Source organism: Curtobacterium sp. NPDC090223 (assembly GCF_044746585.1).
GTDB lineage: Bacteria > Actinomycetota > Actinomycetes > Actinomycetales > Microbacteriaceae > Curtobacterium.
In genome coordinates this window covers 274,323-288,209 of sequence record NZ_JBIVCN010000004.1, presented here as the reverse complement: position 1 = coordinate 288,209, position 13,887 = coordinate 274,323, and the positions used below count along the sequence as shown (strand labels likewise).

Here is a 13,887-nt window from a genome sequence, read left to right as displayed (position 1 = left end):
GGTGCTTCCTGTTCGTGTGTCAGTGACCGGCGAGGTCCGCGTCGGAGACGTGCTCGAGCCAGGTGGTGGTGGTCGACGGGTCGTCGGCGTTCTCGAGCATCGCGACGTGCTCCATGAAGGTGCCCTCGGCGGAGGCGTGGAAGTGCTCCTCGCCCGGCGAGACGTACACGGTGTCGCCGGGGTGTGCGGTGACCAGCGCGCCGTCGCGGGTCCCGAAGTGCGCGACGCCCTGCGTGACCCGGAGGAACTGGCCGCGGGCGTGGGAGTGCCACGCGGTGCGGGCACCGGGAGCGAACTTGACGATGGCCAGGGTGGCGCGCTGGTCGTCGTCCTGCGGGGTGACGATCGGGTCGACCCAGACGTCGCCGGCGAACTGCTCCGGCGGGTTCTTGACGGTGGGCTGCTTCGGCAGGATCTCCTGCGGCATGGTGTTCCTCCTGGGTCGTGTGGGGGTGCGGACCGCACCGGCTCCCACGCTAGGAGCCGGTGCGGTCGTGAGGGATGTCCTGACAGGGCGACCCTTCCCCGTTCGTGTCCGTCACTCCGGCGCGCTGTCGCGCTGTCGCGGTCACTCCTGTGCGCCGAGCAGCCGCCGGGTCCAGTCCGCGAGTGCCGCGGTCGCGGTCCTGGAGAGCACGGCGTCGGGCATCATGCTGGTGAAACCGTGGAAGGCGCCCGGCCACACGTGGAGTTCCGCGTCGACACCCGCAGCCCAGAGTCGGCTGGCGAAGGTGACGTCCTCGTCGCGGAAGACCTCGGCGCTCCCGCAGTCGATGTAGGTCCGCGGCAGTCCGGACAGGTCCGCGGCGCGCGCGGGTGCCGCGTACTCGGAGACGTCGCCGGTGCCGCGGCGCGACCCGAGGTACGCGTCCCACCCGAAGCGGGTCATCTGCCGGTCCGAGACGCCGACGCCGTCGATCTGCCGGGTCGACACGGTGTCGTCGCGATCGTCGAGCATGGGCGACACGAGGATCTGCGCCATCAGCTCCGGACCCCTCCGGTCGCGTGCGAGGAGCGCGGTACCCGCTGCGAGCCCGCCGCCGGCGCTCTGTCCCGCGATGACGATCCGGGCCGGGTCGATGTCGAGCTCGTCGGCGTGCTCGGCCACCCAGACGAGACCCGCGTAGCAGTCCTCGACCGGGTACGGATCGGGGTACTCGGGCGCCAGGCGGTAGTCGACGCTGACGAGGACGACGTCGTGGTCGAGCAGCCAGTCGTCGTACCCGTCGAGGTTCCCGAGGTGGTGACCGAACATCATCCCGCCGCCGTGGATCGTGTAGACGGCCGTGGTCGTGCCGGTGCGCTCGATGCGCTCGATGATCGCGAGGTCGATCGGGTCGCCGAGGTGGCCGGGCACGGTGACGCTCCGCCGCTGGTACCCACGGGACCGGAGGCGCTCGTCGAGGACGTCCTCCGGCACGTCGAGCTGCCGCATGTGGGGCAGCATCTCCGCGGTGAGGGTGAAGGGACCGCGAGCCTCGAGCGCGGTGAGGAACGTGGCGAGTTCGGGGTCGAACGGCGGGCGGACGAGGGCGTCAGACATCGGTGGGCTCCTGGACGGTGGTGGGTGCGGTGGTGGAAGCGGTGGTGGAAGCGGGGGTGGACGTGCGGCGTGCGCGGACGATGCCGAAGCCGACCAGGAGCGCGGCGACCGCGGTCACGGTGACACCGGCGACCGAGATCGCGCCCTCGAAGGCACTGGTCCGAGCCGGCGTCCACGGGGTCGTGGCGATGCTGCCGCTGACGAGGGCCGCGAGGATGGTGCCGGTGGCAGCGACGCCGACCGCCGTCGCGATCTCGCTCGCGGTGTCGACGAGCGCAGCGCCGATGGAGGTGCGGTCCTCGGGCAGGCCCGTGAGGACGTTGTTGCCCGCCACGACGCCGACGACGCGCATGCCCGCCGCGACGAGCACCAGCGCGACGACGACGAACGGGTAGCCGAAGCGGGCTCCGGCGGCGAACACGGCGAGACCCGCGACGACCGCAGCAGCACTGACCCACGCGGCACGGTCGAGGCCGACCCGTCGGACGAACGGGCCGACGAAGCGCCCGCTGGCCAGGAGCACCACGACCTGCGGCAGCGTGCCCACCGCGGCCAGGGCCGGCGGCCAGCCCCAGGCGAACTGCAGCTGCAGCGTGACCATGTAGGACAGCCCGGCCATCGCGAGACCCGCTGCGGCCTTGTAGGCGAGACCGCTCGCGACCAGCGGCTGCGCCACGAGACGGAGATCGAGCAGCGGGTGACGGGCCGTGCGCTCGCGGACGACGAACCCGGCGGCCGCGAAGACGGTCGCGATCGTGACGCCCCACGGCGTCCACCCGCCGACACCGCTCACGAACAGCGTCGGGGCGACGAGGACACCGACGATCGTCGCCGTCCCGAGGGCGGCTCCGACGACGTCGACCGGGTTGCGGTGGAGGTCGCCGGGCTGGTCCGCTGCGATCCCGACGCGGATGCCGACGAACGCGATCGCGGCGATCGGCGCGTTCGCGACGAGGAGCACCTGCCACGGTGCCACCGCCAGGACGAAGCCACCGACCGTCGGTCCCACCGCGAGTCCGACCAGGCCGGCGGTCGAGATGACGGTGAGTGCGCGGACCCGCAGGTCGTCGCTCGAGAACAGCCGGAAGGCCAACGCCATCGATCCTGGTGTGGTCATCGCGGCGGCGAGGCCCATGAGGGCGCGGACGACGATGAGCTGCTCCGGCGTGCTCACGAACACGGTCGCGACGCTGACGATCGCGAGCAGTGTCAGGCCGACGAGCATCGTGCGGCGGCGGCCGAAGCGGTCGGCGACGGCGCCGAACAGCAGCATGAGCCCGCCGAAGGCGACGGAGTAGGCGCCGGACACCCACTGCAGCGCCGTCGTGGAGGCGTCGAGCTCGCGGCCGATGGTCGGGAGCGCGACGTTGAGGACCGAGTTGTCGAGCATCTCGAACAGGAACACGGCGGAGAGGCCGGCCAGCGCCACCCATGCGTCACGCAGGCGTGGCGGGGACGCCGGGGGCAGCGTCGGTGATGCGGTTCGTACGGACACGGGGGCACTCCTTCGATGAAGAAGTGACGACTCCCGTGAGACGTGTACGCGCTTCCGCCTGCCGGAGCAAGCGGGATTTTTCCCTCTGCGACGAACTCTAACCCACCTCGCACGGCGGCGCGAGCGGTCACCGGCGATGATGGGTCGATGTCCGACGAACCGGCCGCCGCGCGCGAGCAGCCGCACGATGCCCTCGTCCGGCTCTACGGACCATGGCTCCCCCGCACGCCTGCGGACGTCGCAGCGCTCCTCGCTGGCTACCCCGGCACCTGGTGGATCGCCGGAGGGTGGGCGATCGAGGCCTTCACGGGCCGGGGTCGACGCCACGGCGACATCGACCCGAGCATCCCCCGCTCCGACGTGCCGCTGCTCCGCGCCCACCTCGCCGGCAGGATCGACGTCTGGGCGGCGGATCGCGGAACCCTGCGGCCGATGGTGGACGATGCCGACACGCTCCCCGACACCTGCGGCAACCTCTGGCTCCGCCGCAGCGGTGCGGACCCGTGGGAGTACGACGTGCTCCTGATGGACATCGACTCCGATGCGTGGGCGTACAAGCGCGACGGGAGCGTCACCCTGCCCGTCGCCGAGCTCTTCTGGGAGCGCGACGGGATCCGGTACCTGCGCCCCGAGGTCCAACTCCTCCACAAGGCACCAGGCCTGCGCCCGCAGGACCAACAGGACTTCGACGCGTGCCTGCCGCTCCTCGGCGAGGAGGCTGCGGCATGGCTGCGCACTGCGTTGGAGCGAGCGCATCCGGCGCACCCGTGGATCCGCGCCCTCGGGGTACGCTGAGCCGTCACCGCGTCCGCACGGCGCTCCGAGACCGCAGGGCCGCGATCACCGCGGCCAGCACCAGGACGACCACGAACACTCCGTACGCGAGCACGGTGGGTTCGAGCCCGACGGCCCCTGCCGCGAGGCCGGCCACGAGGGCGGGCACGCTGAAGGCCGCGTAGCTGACGATGTACATCGTCGCGAACACCTGACCGCGCTGGTCCGGCGGAGCCGTGGCCCCGAGCGCGGTGACCGCGAACTGGAACGTGCTGCCGAACCCCAGCCCGGCGATCGCGGAGCCGACGACGTAGAGCGGCAGCGCAGTGGTGAGGACGGCCACGAGCATGACCACCACCCCGACGGCGAGCGTGCCGTACCCGAACCACTGGCGGCTCTGCGACGGCAGGAACGTCGAGACCGCGCCGCCGATCGTGCCCGCGACGAAGAAGGCCCCGAGCACCAGGCCGACCACGAAGTGACTGTGCACCTCGAGCAGCGTGCCGATGACCGACGACCCCAACGACAGCGACAAGCCGGACAACGCCCACGTCGCGATGATCGACGGCACCAGTGCGAGGAACGCCGGGCGGACGGCCGGCGGCAGGGCGGCGCTCGGCAGGAGTGAACGCCAGACCGGGCCACGGTCGGCCGCTGCCGGTCGGGAACGCTCCGGGATCCACCAGACGGCCGCGGCGAGCACCAGGTACGCGGCGGCGAGGACCCAGAACACGAGCTGGCGCGGGAACGGCGCGAACTCGACGAGGGCACCTGCCAGGACCGCACCGATCGTGATCCCGAGCGACGGGACAGCACTGCTGACGATCGATCCACGCCGCGGGTCCGGGGCGGCGTCGAGGATCATCGCCGTGACCGTACCGGTGGCCGCGCCGACCGCGAACCCCTGGACGACCCGGGCGACGACGAGCCCCCCGGTTCCCCCGGCGACCACGAACAGCAGCATGCCGAGGGCGAGCAGCACCATCGCGCCGGACGACACCGGCCGACGTCCGATCCGGTCCGAGAGCGACCCCACCGTCAGCAGGGCGACGAGGAGCGCACCGACGTAGACCGCGAAGACGACTGTCAGCGTGAACGCCGAGAAGCCGAACAAGTGCTGGTACACGGGGTACAGCGGAGACGGCGCGGAAGCGGCCGTCAGGGTCGCAGCACCGGTGGCCCCGGCGACGGCGAACGCGACCTGGCGGGGGAACGCCATGGGTACCTCCATCAAAAGCAACGAGTTTGGCGTTAGCGACGGTAGCCCGGGTGGTTACGAAAAGCAAAGAAGTTTGCGATAGTTGGATCATGTCCGCAACAGCCACGACCAGGCCCGGCGGGCGGAGCAGTCGCGTGCTGACCGCCGTCTACTCGGCGGTGGGCGCGCTCGTGGGCGAAGGTGCGGAGCGCATCACCTTCCCCGTCATCGCGGAGCGCGCCGGTGTCAACCCGACGACGCTCTACCGACGGTGGACCGACGTCGGTGACCTCCTCGAAGAGGTCGCCGTCGCCGCCCTCACCCGCGACGGCGACGCGCTCCCCGACACCGGCACGCTCGTCGGTGACCTGATCGAGTGGGCGACGATCATCACGCGCGACATCACCCGACCGGAGCGCGCGCGGTATCTGCGGGCGATGGTGGCCGCCCGCCAGGACGTCGTCGCGCACTGCGAGGTGACCGACACCCGCTTCGAGCAGGCGTCAGTGCTCCTCCGTCGTGCCGAGGGTAGGGGTGAGGTCGTGCCGACGGCCGAGCAGGTCCTCGATCACGTCATCGCCCCGCTCTACTACCGGGTGGCCTTCGCCCTGGCGGTCGACGAAGAGCGCCCGCGCCGCCTGGTCCGTGACGTCCTCCGGATGGTCGCCCGGGGTCCTGCGGCGACGGAGCGCTGACCCTCCGCCTGGGTGGCGCGCGGGCGGTCTTGACTGCCGCCCACCGGCCGACTCCGTGCACGAGGGCTGGTCGGCGAGCTCACTCACTCCCACTCCCTCGGTTCTCCGCTCGGCGCCGCACCGGAGCCGAGAGGATCCCTGCAAGAGCACCCGCCAGTGCGAGGGACAGCGCCGCGGCATTCAGTTGGTGGACGGCGGGACTGCCGGGGACGAAGAGGGTCAGCCCGACCGAGGCGAGGGCGACGGCTGCACCCCCGCACGCCGCTCCGACAGCGAGGAGCACGATCGACAAGGTCCGCATGAGAGATCTCCGGCCGGTTACTGGTTGTTGCACCACATCACGGCGGTCAGCTGGCCCGTTGCCGTAGCTGCCAGATTGCCGTACAGATGCAGAATGTACAACAGCAGTAGCGGCTTCGTGCTGCCGCCCGCTGGGCACCGGCCCCTCTCCGTCTCGAAGACGCTGGTCAACCCGCGGGAGGCCCGGATCACGGTCACCCACGGCGTTCCCTGAGCCGGGGCCAGCCCTAGTCCGTCGCGTCGTCGTAGATCCGGATCAACCGGTCCAGGAACGTCTGCACCGTCGCCCGTTCCGCCGCGTCCATCCCTTCGACGAGCTCCTCGATCCCCTCGATCATCGGCAGCACGAGCTCGTACGCCTGATCGGCGGAACTCGACGCAGCCGTCACCACGAGCTTCCGCCCGTCGCTCGGGTGCCGGTCCCGCCGCACGTGTCCGGCCGCCTCGAGCCGGTTGAGCACGAGGGTCATCGCCGCCGTCGAGATCTCCAGGCGGCGGGCGAGCTCGGTCGGGGTGGCGGGTCCGCTGGTGATGAGGTGGTCCATCGCCTCGAGTCCCATCGCGTCCACGTCGAGCGCCCGGGCCAGGTGTCGCTCGAACCGCTGCTGCCGCACGGCGACCTGCTGCACCCGCGCGCGGATGTCGTCCTCGGGCATCGGACGTCCGTCGCGACGCGCGGACTCCCGATCGCGTCGGTCGTCGCGATCGATCTCGGGGCGCGTGGACACCCGTCCATACTAACCGTGTACATTGCCAATCTCGTTGATAATCAAGATGTGAGGCAACATGCACAGCACCTCCCGCGGCCGCGTCCTCGTCTCCGGCGCGAGCATCGCCGGACCCGCCCTGGCGTTCTGGCTCCACCGCTCCGGCTACGAGACGGTGATCGTCGAGCGCGCCCCGGCGCTCCGGACCGGCGGGCAGAACGTCGACGTCCGCGGAGCCGGGCGCGAGGTCGCACGTCGGATGGGCATCGAGGACGACATCCGTGCGGCCACCACGGGTGAGGTCGGGACCCGGTTCATCGGGCCGCGCGGTGCCACGATCGCCGAGTTCCCCGCGGGGACGACCGACTCCGGCGGGGCGACCGCCGAGCTCGAGATCCTCCGCGGTGACCTCGCGCGGCTGCTGGTGGACCGCACGGCGTCGGACACCGAGTACCGCTACGGCGACCGGATCACCGGCCTCGAGCAGGACGGGGACGGAACGGTCCTCGTGCACTTCGAGCACGCCCCCGACGAGCGCTTCGACCTCGTGGTCGCCGCGGACGGCATCGGGTCGAGCACCCGTCGTCTCGTCTTCGGCGACGAGCCCGAGATCCGGTCGCTCGGCCTGGAGACGACGTTCGGCACGATCCCCCGGACGGACGCGGACGACGACTGGTGGCGCTGGTACAACGCCCCCGGAGGCCGCTCGATCACGCTGCGCCCGGACGCGCACGGCACGATCCGCGCGACGATGTCGATCCTGACGGACCGGAAGCGGGAACGCGCCGGCTCCGAGCGCCGCGACCTCGTCGCGCAGCGTCGGCACCTGCACGAGGCGTTCGCCGACGCCGGGTGGGAGGCCCGTCGCGTGCTCGCCGGGTTCGACGACGCGGACGACCTGTACGCCGAGTCGATCGGCCAGGTCCGTGCGCCCCGCTGGTGGGACGGGCGGGTGGCGCTGGTGGGCGACGCCGCCTACTGCGCCTCGCCGGTCAGCGGCATGGGCACGAGCCTCTCGCTCACGGGCGCCTACGTCCTCGCCGGCGAACTCGCCGCGCACGTCGACCACCGGGACGCCTTCCGGGGGTACGAGCGGATCATGCGCCCGTACGTCGACCAGGCGCAGCAGCTGCCGCCGGGGACCCCTCGGGTCGCGAACCCGCGGTCGCGGCTGGGCATCGCCGCGTTCGGCGCGGTCGTGCGGATCGGTGCCACCCCGCTGGTCGGTCGGCTCGGAGAACGGCTCTTCACGCCGCCGGCCGACGCGATCGACCTGCCCGACTACGCCCACCTGCAGGAGCGGTCGGGTACCTGAACGCACCGTGACGGGCACCCGTTTCACTGGGTGGAGCATCGCCTGCACGGCGGAAGGAGCCCACCGGTGAAGCACATCCTGTACGACGGCGCGTCGATCCTCACCAGCGACGACGCCGCCGACGCCGTCATCGAGTACGCGGCAGCGCTGGCCGGCGGTGACCGCGCGGACACGGTGGCCGTACCCGCGGTCGCCGCGGACGGCACGATGACGACGACGAAGATCCTGATCGGACCCGCCAGCGAGGTCGTCGTCGAGGACGCCGACGACGATGAACTCGAGCCCGACCACACCGAGTTCGTCGCGCGCCTGCGGGCGGCGGCGCGGACCTTCGGGCACAGCGAACCCATCCACGCCGACACGCGTGCGGACCTGACGGGCGCGTAGACGGCCGGGTGCTCAGCCCCGTCTTGGTTGGGTGGAGCCATGCAGTCCCCGCCGACCGTGTCCGTCGTCATCCCGGTGCTCGACGACGCCGAACAGCTCGCGGCGTGCCTGGCGTCCCTCGCCGCGCAGACGCGACAACCGGACGAGGTCATCGTGGTCGACAACGGCAGCTCGGACGGCAGCGCCGAGGTCGCCATGGCGGCGGGCGCCACGGTGCTGCACGAACCACGACGGGGCATCGGAGCGGCGTCGGGTCTCGGGTACGACCGAGCGACGAGCACGGTGATCGCCCGTGTGGACTCCGACACCGAGCTGCCCCCGGACTGGCTGGCGCGGGCGTCGAGCTGGTTCGAGGACCCCCTGGTCACCGCGGTCACCGGCCCCGGCCGGTTCCGCGGACTCGGCCCGGTCGCGGGCCTCTTCTGGGACGTCGCCTACATGCGCGCGTACTTCTTCCTGATGACCGGGGCGCTCGGGAGGCCGCCGCTCTTCGGCTCGAACATGCTCATGCGCCGGAGTGCGTGGCTCGCGATCCGGCACCGCGTGCACCGCGAGGACGCGATGGTGCACGACGACGTCGACCTCTCGATCCAGTTCGACCCGACGTGGCGGACGGTGTTCGACACGCGCCTGGTCGCGTCGGTCTCCGGGACGCCGGTGCAGGACCCGTGGGGCCTGGTCGTCCGGACCCGGAAGGCGGGTCGCACGATGTGGCGCTCCGGCATGCGGGCCTTCTCCCCCGGCCGGATCATGCGACGGGCGCTCGTCGGCACCCGTCCGGTCCCGGCGGTCCGTCGGAGCGCCGCGCGAGCCCCGTCCGATCGGCCGGAGCCGACGACGGTGCCGCGGTGACCCGCGGGGACGTCCCCGCGATCGGTCCCGTCTCGGCACCGGCGCTGCACTGCATGACCCTCAACGTCCGCCGTCCGGTACCGCACCTGCGCCGCGGCCACCCGGACGCGTGGCCCCGGCGGGCACCCGCCGTCGCCGCGCTGGTCCGGTCCGAATCCCCCCACCTGCTGGCCGTCCAGGAGGCCGTGCCCGAGCAGGTGCAGCACCTCCGGACCGCCATGGGGTCACGGTGGCGAGCCGTGGTCGCAGGTCGCGGACGCTCCGGCGGTGGCGAGGGGGTGGGGTTCCTCGTCGACGAGGACCGGCTGCGGGTCGGGGAGACCAGCACGATCGCACTCGCGCGGCACCGCGACCGCGTCGGCACCCGGGACTGGGGTGCGCTCTTCCCGCGCATCGCGGTCCTGGCCGAACTCGAGGACCGGGTCACCGGGGTCGGATTCCTCGCCGTCGCCACCCACGTCGACCCGTTCTCGCCGCTCGCGCAGGTCCGGTCCGCCCGGCTGCTCGGCGAGGTCGTCCACGACGCCGGACTGCCCGCGGTGGCGATGGCCGACTGGAACGCCGGCGCGGGTTCGGCCTCGGCGCGGGTCCTGACGGCCGCGGGGCTCCTGGACACCTGGGACCTCGTCCCGCCGGCGGACCGACCGCCGACGCTCGGGACCTACGCGGCCTACCGGACGCCGCGGCCGGACGGCGAGCGGCTCGACCGGATCCTGGTCCGCCACGACGGCGTCACCGTCGACCGGGTCGCCGTCTCCGTGCGACGCCCGGCCGGTGTCTGGCCCTCCGACCACCTGCCCGTGCACGCCGTCATCCGATGGGAGGCCCCGTGACCGGGATCGCCACCACCGCAGGTCCGACCTTCCTGCGCCGTCCGCACGGCGCCGAGTACGTCGCCGACGCCCTCCGGGTCCTGACGCTCGTCAGCATCCCGATCGCCGCGATCGGTTGGGGCGCGGTGGCGTTCGCCGTGATGGCGCTGGCCCTGCTCGGCGTCGTCGTCCCCCGCGTGCTCGGACTCCGGCCGGGATTCGACATCGTGCTGTGCCTGCTCGCGCTCGTCGCCGGCTGGAGCAGCGTCCTGGAGTGGTACACGACGGTGTTCGGCTGGGACAAGCTCATCCACTTCCTGCTCATCGGCGCGCTGAGCATCCTGGTGGTGGTCATCGGCGCCGACGCGGGGGTCCTGCCCGACCTCGGCCGGATGCCGCTCGTCGCGCTGGTGATCCTGGCCGGCACCGCCGGCCTGGCGATCGGCGGCGTGTGGGAGATGTGCGAGTGGTTCGGGCACACCCACCTCGACTCGTCGATCTACGTCGGGTACGACGACACGATCGGCGACCTGGCAGCGGACACCGCCGGCGCGGTCGCGTCCGGGTTCCTGGTCCGGTGGAGTGCGACGGACCGCCGGGTCACCGCAGTGCTGGGCAGTGCTCCGGGGTCGGGTGCTCGGTGATCGCGATGACCTCGTCGAGGCGGTCTCGGACGGCCTCGAGTTCGACGAGCTGCGCCGTGATCCGGTCGCGCTCGCGGGTGAGGAGCGCGGAGCTCTCCGGGGTGGCGACCCCGGAGTCGACGCACGGCATCAGCATCGCGATCGTCCGGCTCGGGAGCCCGGCGGCGTAGAGCTGCTGCACGAGGCGCACCCGGTCGACCGCGGCCTCGTCGTAGGTGCGCTGCCCGGACGGGGTGCGGTCGGCGGCGAGCAGCCCCTGTTCCTCGTAGTACCGGAGCGATCGCACGCTCACACCTGCTCGCGCAGCGAGGTCCCCGATGCGCATCCGTTCGTCGATCACGACTTGCCCCTGACATCCATGTGAGGTCTTAGCGTACCTCCGTCGCTCCGGGAGACGCCCGGACGACGGGAGGAACCCATGGACATCGCCGGATCGGTCGCACTCGTCACCGGATCGAACCGCGGCATCGGACGCCGCTTCGTCACACAGCTGCTCGAGCGCGGGGCCGCCAAGGTCTACGCGACGGCACGCCGGCCCGAGCTCGTCGACATCGAGGGCGTCGAGGTGCTGCCCCTCGACATCACCGACCACGCCTCCGTCACCGCGGCCGCGGAGCGCGCGAGCGACGTGACCCTGCTCGTGAACAACGCCGGGATCGCCACGCAGTCGTCGCTGCTGACCGACGACCTCGACAACGTCCGTCGTGAGATGGACACGCACTTCTGGGGCAACCTGGACATGGTCCGGGCGTTCGCGCCGGTGCTGGAGCGCAACGGCGGCGGCGCGATCGTCAACGTCCTGTCCGCGCTCTCGTGGTTCGCCTACCCGGGCTCAGGTGGTTACGCTGCCGCCAAGGCAGCGGAGTGGAACATGACCAACGCCGTCCGGCTCGAACTCGCACCGAAGGGCGTCCTGGTCCAGGGCGTGCACCTCGGGGCGGCGGACACCGACATCATGGCGGGCTACGAGGGACCGATGATCGACCCGGCCGAGGCCGCCAAGGCGGCGCTCGACGGGGTCGAGCGCGGGGCGATCGAGGTCGTCGTCGACGACTGGAGCGCGATGGTGAAGGCGTCCCTGGCGGGCGACCCCGCTGCGCTCTACGCGCAGATGCCCGCCTGACCGCCGGACGGGAGGCTCGTCGCCGGCCGGCACCGAGCCTCCCGTCCGACGTCTGGTCACCGCTCCGCGACCGCCGCGGCGGCGAGGATCGCCGCGAGGGCGACCTCGGGGTGCGACACCATCGAGACGTGCGAGGCGGCGACCTCGGTGACGGTCGCCCCCGCACGTTCCGCCATCGAGCGGAGCACCGCAGGCGGGATCACCAGGTCCTCGGTGCCGACGACCGCCCAGCTCGGGCGGTCACGCCACGACGGCGGACCGGACGGCGCGGTGTTGGCGCTGAGCGTGATCGGGCGCTGCCGGGCCGCGATCAGCAGCCGGTCCGGCTCGGGCAGGTCCTGCGCGAAGGCCGTGTGCACGGTCTCCGGCTTGAGGAAGGCCTCGAGGTCGCCCTCCGGCGCGGTCGGGTACCCGATGAGGTCCAGGACCGTCGTCGGGTCCGGCACGTCGAGCGCCGATCCGGAGCCGCCGAGGAGCTGGAAGACGAACTCGCCCTCGTCCGGGATGAACGCGTCGACGTAGACGAGCGCCTTCACGTCGTCGCCGAAGGTCGCGTTCGTGATCACGAAGCCGCCGTAGGAGTGCCCCACCACGACGACCGGTCCGCTCGTGCGCTGTGCGACGAAGGACGAGATGTACTCGGCGTCACTCGCGACACCGTGCAGCAGGTTCGGCGGGACCAGGACCGTGTAGCCCTGTTCCTGCAGTGACGCCGTGACGAGGTCCCAGCTGGACCCGTCGGCCCAGGCGCCGTGGACGAGGACGATGGTCGGTTTCGGCATGCGTGTTTCCTCACGTTCCGCCCCGGAGGGCGCGCCGCCGCGGGGCGGCAGGACGTGTCCCCTCGGGCGACGGGACACGGGAGAGGCCGGCGTCACGTGGCGACCGCGCGGTCATGAGGGATCATCGAACGATCGGAGGCTACTCCGGGTGCCGCTCGGACGACAGCCCCGGATCAGTCGGCGGTCGGCTCGGCGATCGCGGTCTCGCGGCGGAGGATCGCGGCGGCTGCACGGGCGCGCGGGATGACGACCACGGCGGCCCAGAGCGCGAGTCCGACCCAGAGCCCGGAGAGCAGCACCGTGATGAGCGTGCCGTGCTGGTCGCGCATCGACCAGGTCATCGCGGTCCAGAACACGGCGAGCACGATCTTGCCCCAGCCGGCGCGCTGCCGCTCGGCCTGAGCCACGAGCAACGGCACCCACACCTGCACGGGGACGTCGGACGGCACCCGGCCGTCGCTGATCCACCGCTGGACGGCGCTGGCCTGTTCGTAGCCGCCCTCGATGCGCCACGAGCGCAGCAGCACGGAGACACCGATCGCCGCACCGAGCACCGCGGCCGGGACGCCGACGGACACCAGCACGCTCGTCGTCGCTGCGGTCCACGAGGACAGCACGAGCATGGTGAGCACGACGGCGAAGGCCGCACCGGCCACCGCGTTCCCGAGCAGCCGCAGCCGACCCGCTTCGTCGATCACTCCCACGGGACCATGACTACACCAGTCCGCTCGGAGCCACCGGGCATCCCAGGCGCGCGTGGGTAGCGTCGGGACCATGGCGAAGAACACGAAGCACACCGGGACGAAGGCACTGCTCCTCGGGATCCTGAGCGGCGGTCGGAGCGCGACCCCGCTCGCACTGCTGGCCCTGAACCGCGACCGCAAGGAGCTCTCCGGCGCCTGGCAGGACTGGCCGGCCTTCCGCACCCCGCTCGGGCGCGGGCTGCTGGTCGCCGGAGCGGTCGGCGAGCTCATCGGCGACAAGCTTCCGATGACGCCGAGCCGCGTCGCCGCCGCGGGCCTGATCGGGCGCGCTGCCTCCGGTGCGTTCGTCGGACTCGCGATCGGCACGACCGGCAAGCGCGACCGCCGCGTCGAGGGTGCCGTGCTCGGCGCCGTCGGGGCGATCGTCGGCAGCTACGCCGGCTTCCTCGCCCGCAAGGCCGTCGGCAAGACCACCGGGCTGCGCGACCCGCTCGTGGCGCTCGCCGAGGACGCCGCGGTGATCGCGGGCACGACGAAGGTGCTCACCTCGCGCTGA

17 protein-coding genes are annotated in these 13,887 nt (G+C 72.2%); 9 read left to right on the top strand and 8 right to left on the bottom strand.

Annotation, left to right across the window (positions count from 1 at the left end):
* Nucleotides 1–19: 19 nt before the first annotated feature.
* The 3 genes from ACIPJY_RS11440 to ACIPJY_RS11430 form a co-directional block, all read right to left on the bottom strand.
* Nucleotides 20–427: a cupin domain-containing protein gene (locus tag ACIPJY_RS11440; RefSeq protein WP_400464454.1), complete on the bottom strand. Its 408-nt coding sequence runs from the start codon at nucleotides 425–427 to the stop codon at nucleotides 20–22.
* Nucleotides 428–568: 141 nt separating this feature from the next.
* On the bottom strand, nucleotides 569–1,543 hold the full coding sequence (locus ACIPJY_RS11435) for an alpha/beta hydrolase fold domain-containing protein (RefSeq protein ID WP_400464457.1): 975 nt from the start codon (nucleotides 1,541–1,543) through the stop codon (nucleotides 569–571).
* Nucleotides 1,536–3,038: an MFS transporter gene (locus tag ACIPJY_RS11430; RefSeq protein WP_400464460.1), complete on the bottom strand. Its 1,503-nt coding sequence runs from the start codon at nucleotides 3,036–3,038 to the stop codon at nucleotides 1,536–1,538. Before ACIPJY_RS11430 ends, ACIPJY_RS11435 begins: the two co-directional genes overlap by 8 nt.
* Nucleotides 3,039–3,185: 147 nt before the next feature.
* On the opposite strand from ACIPJY_RS11430, the gene ACIPJY_RS11425 reads away from it, so the two are divergent.
* The gene (locus ACIPJY_RS11425; protein ID WP_400464463.1) at nucleotides 3,186–3,833 is read left to right on the top strand and encodes a nucleotidyltransferase domain-containing protein; all 648 of its coding nucleotides are present in this window, start codon (nucleotides 3,186–3,188) and stop codon (nucleotides 3,831–3,833) included.
* A 4-nt stretch (nucleotides 3,834–3,837) separates the two neighbouring features.
* Here the strand turns inward: ACIPJY_RS11425 and ACIPJY_RS11420 are convergent, their stop codons facing one another.
* On the bottom strand, nucleotides 3,838–5,031 hold the full coding sequence (locus ACIPJY_RS11420; RefSeq protein ID WP_400464466.1) for an MFS transporter: 1,194 nt from the start codon (nucleotides 5,029–5,031) through the stop codon (nucleotides 3,838–3,840).
* 89 nt (nucleotides 5,032–5,120) lie between these two features.
* Here ACIPJY_RS11420 and ACIPJY_RS11415 point away from each other — a divergent pair, with 89 nt between their 5' ends.
* On the top strand, nucleotides 5,121–5,705 hold the full coding sequence (locus ACIPJY_RS11415) for a TetR/AcrR family transcriptional regulator C-terminal ligand-binding domain-containing protein (protein ID WP_400464469.1): 585 nt from the start codon (nucleotides 5,121–5,123) through the stop codon (nucleotides 5,703–5,705).
* 527 nt (nucleotides 5,706–6,232) lie between these two features.
* Here ACIPJY_RS11415 and ACIPJY_RS11410 read toward each other — a convergent pair.
* The gene (locus ACIPJY_RS11410; RefSeq protein ID WP_400464471.1) at nucleotides 6,233–6,661 is read right to left on the bottom strand and encodes a MarR family winged helix-turn-helix transcriptional regulator; all 429 of its coding nucleotides are present in this window, start codon (nucleotides 6,659–6,661) and stop codon (nucleotides 6,233–6,235) included.
* A gap of 130 nt (nucleotides 6,662–6,791) precedes the next feature.
* Between ACIPJY_RS11410 and ACIPJY_RS11405 the strand changes: the two genes are divergently transcribed.
* The 5 genes from ACIPJY_RS11405 to ACIPJY_RS11385 all read left to right on the top strand — a co-directional run bounded on the left by ACIPJY_RS11405 (nucleotide 6,792) and on the right by ACIPJY_RS11385 (nucleotide 10,722).
* On the top strand, nucleotides 6,792–8,027 hold the full coding sequence (locus tag ACIPJY_RS11405; protein ID WP_400464474.1) for an FAD-dependent monooxygenase: 1,236 nt from the start codon (nucleotides 6,792–6,794) through the stop codon (nucleotides 8,025–8,027).
* Between the two features lie 66 nt (nucleotides 8,028–8,093).
* Nucleotides 8,094–8,414, top strand: a complete 321-nt coding sequence (locus ACIPJY_RS11400; protein ID WP_400464477.1) for a hypothetical protein — start codon at nucleotides 8,094–8,096, stop codon at nucleotides 8,412–8,414.
* 39 nt (nucleotides 8,415–8,453) lie between these two features.
* Nucleotides 8,454–9,266, top strand: a complete 813-nt coding sequence (locus ACIPJY_RS11395; protein WP_400464480.1) for a glycosyltransferase family 2 protein — start codon at nucleotides 8,454–8,456, stop codon at nucleotides 9,264–9,266.
* A complete protein-coding gene (locus ACIPJY_RS11390) occupies nucleotides 9,263–10,099 on the top strand; it encodes an endonuclease/exonuclease/phosphatase family protein (protein WP_400464483.1) in 837 nt (278 codons plus the stop codon). Before ACIPJY_RS11395 ends, ACIPJY_RS11390 begins: the two co-directional genes overlap by 4 nt.
* Nucleotides 10,096–10,722: a hypothetical protein gene (locus ACIPJY_RS11385; RefSeq protein WP_400464486.1), complete on the top strand. Its 627-nt coding sequence runs from the start codon at nucleotides 10,096–10,098 to the stop codon at nucleotides 10,720–10,722. The genes ACIPJY_RS11390 and ACIPJY_RS11385 overlap by 4 nt, the downstream gene beginning before the upstream one ends.
* Here the strand turns inward: ACIPJY_RS11385 and ACIPJY_RS11380 are convergent.
* Nucleotides 10,679–11,062, bottom strand: a complete 384-nt coding sequence (locus ACIPJY_RS11380) for a MerR family transcriptional regulator (protein ID WP_400464489.1) — start codon at nucleotides 11,060–11,062, stop codon at nucleotides 10,679–10,681. The genes ACIPJY_RS11385 and ACIPJY_RS11380 overlap by 44 nt on opposite strands.
* Nucleotides 11,063–11,140: 78 nt before the next feature.
* Between ACIPJY_RS11380 and ACIPJY_RS11375 the strand changes: the two genes are divergently transcribed.
* Nucleotides 11,141–11,845, top strand: coding sequence for an SDR family oxidoreductase (locus ACIPJY_RS11375; RefSeq protein ID WP_400464492.1), 705 nt, complete (start codon nucleotides 11,141–11,143; stop codon nucleotides 11,843–11,845).
* Between the two features lie 56 nt (nucleotides 11,846–11,901).
* Here the strand turns inward: ACIPJY_RS11375 and ACIPJY_RS11370 are convergent, their stop codons facing one another.
* A complete protein-coding gene (locus ACIPJY_RS11370) occupies nucleotides 11,902–12,627 on the bottom strand; it encodes an alpha/beta fold hydrolase (protein ID WP_400464494.1) in 726 nt (241 codons plus the stop codon).
* 173 nt (nucleotides 12,628–12,800) lie between these two features.
* Nucleotides 12,801–13,331 (bottom strand): hypothetical protein, encoded by a 531-nt coding sequence (locus ACIPJY_RS11365; protein ID WP_400464497.1) that lies wholly within the window; start codon nucleotides 13,329–13,331, stop codon nucleotides 12,801–12,803.
* Nucleotides 13,332–13,401: 70 nt separating this feature from the next.
* Here ACIPJY_RS11365 and ACIPJY_RS11360 point away from each other — a divergent pair, with 70 nt between their 5' ends.
* A complete protein-coding gene (locus tag ACIPJY_RS11360) occupies nucleotides 13,402–13,887 on the top strand; it encodes a DUF4126 family protein (RefSeq protein WP_400464500.1) in 486 nt (161 codons plus the stop codon).

What these genes read in the sequence shown, in the direction of transcription:
- ACIPJY_RS11440 (WP_400464454.1), bottom strand. Translation starts at nt 427, where the DNA reads ATGCCGCAGGAGATCCTGCCGAAGCAGCCCACCGTCAAGAACCCGCCG.
- ACIPJY_RS11435 (WP_400464457.1), bottom strand. Translation starts at nt 1,543, where the DNA reads ATGTCTGACGCCCTCGTCCGCCCGCCGTTCGACCCCGAACTCGCCACG.
- ACIPJY_RS11425 (WP_400464463.1), top strand. Translation starts at nt 3,186, where the DNA reads ATGTCCGACGAACCGGCCGCCGCGCGCGAGCAGCCGCACGATGCCCTC.
- ACIPJY_RS11420 (WP_400464466.1), bottom strand. Translation starts at nt 5,031, where the DNA reads ATGGCGTTCCCCCGCCAGGTCGCGTTCGCCGTCGCCGGGGCCACCGGT.
- ACIPJY_RS11415 (WP_400464469.1), top strand. Translation starts at nt 5,121, where the DNA reads ATGTCCGCAACAGCCACGACCAGGCCCGGCGGGCGGAGCAGTCGCGTG.
- ACIPJY_RS11410 (WP_400464471.1), bottom strand. Translation starts at nt 6,661, where the DNA reads ATGCCCGAGGACGACATCCGCGCGCGGGTGCAGCAGGTCGCCGTGCGG.
- ACIPJY_RS11405 (WP_400464474.1), top strand. Translation starts at nt 6,792, where the DNA reads ATGCACAGCACCTCCCGCGGCCGCGTCCTCGTCTCCGGCGCGAGCATC.
- ACIPJY_RS11395 (WP_400464480.1), top strand. Translation starts at nt 8,454, where the DNA reads ATGCAGTCCCCGCCGACCGTGTCCGTCGTCATCCCGGTGCTCGACGAC.
- ACIPJY_RS11375 (WP_400464492.1), top strand. Translation starts at nt 11,141, where the DNA reads ATGGACATCGCCGGATCGGTCGCACTCGTCACCGGATCGAACCGCGGC.
- ACIPJY_RS11370 (WP_400464494.1), bottom strand. Translation starts at nt 12,627, where the DNA reads ATGCCGAAACCGACCATCGTCCTCGTCCACGGCGCCTGGGCCGACGGG.
- ACIPJY_RS11360 (WP_400464500.1), top strand. Translation starts at nt 13,402, where the DNA reads ATGGCGAAGAACACGAAGCACACCGGGACGAAGGCACTGCTCCTCGGG.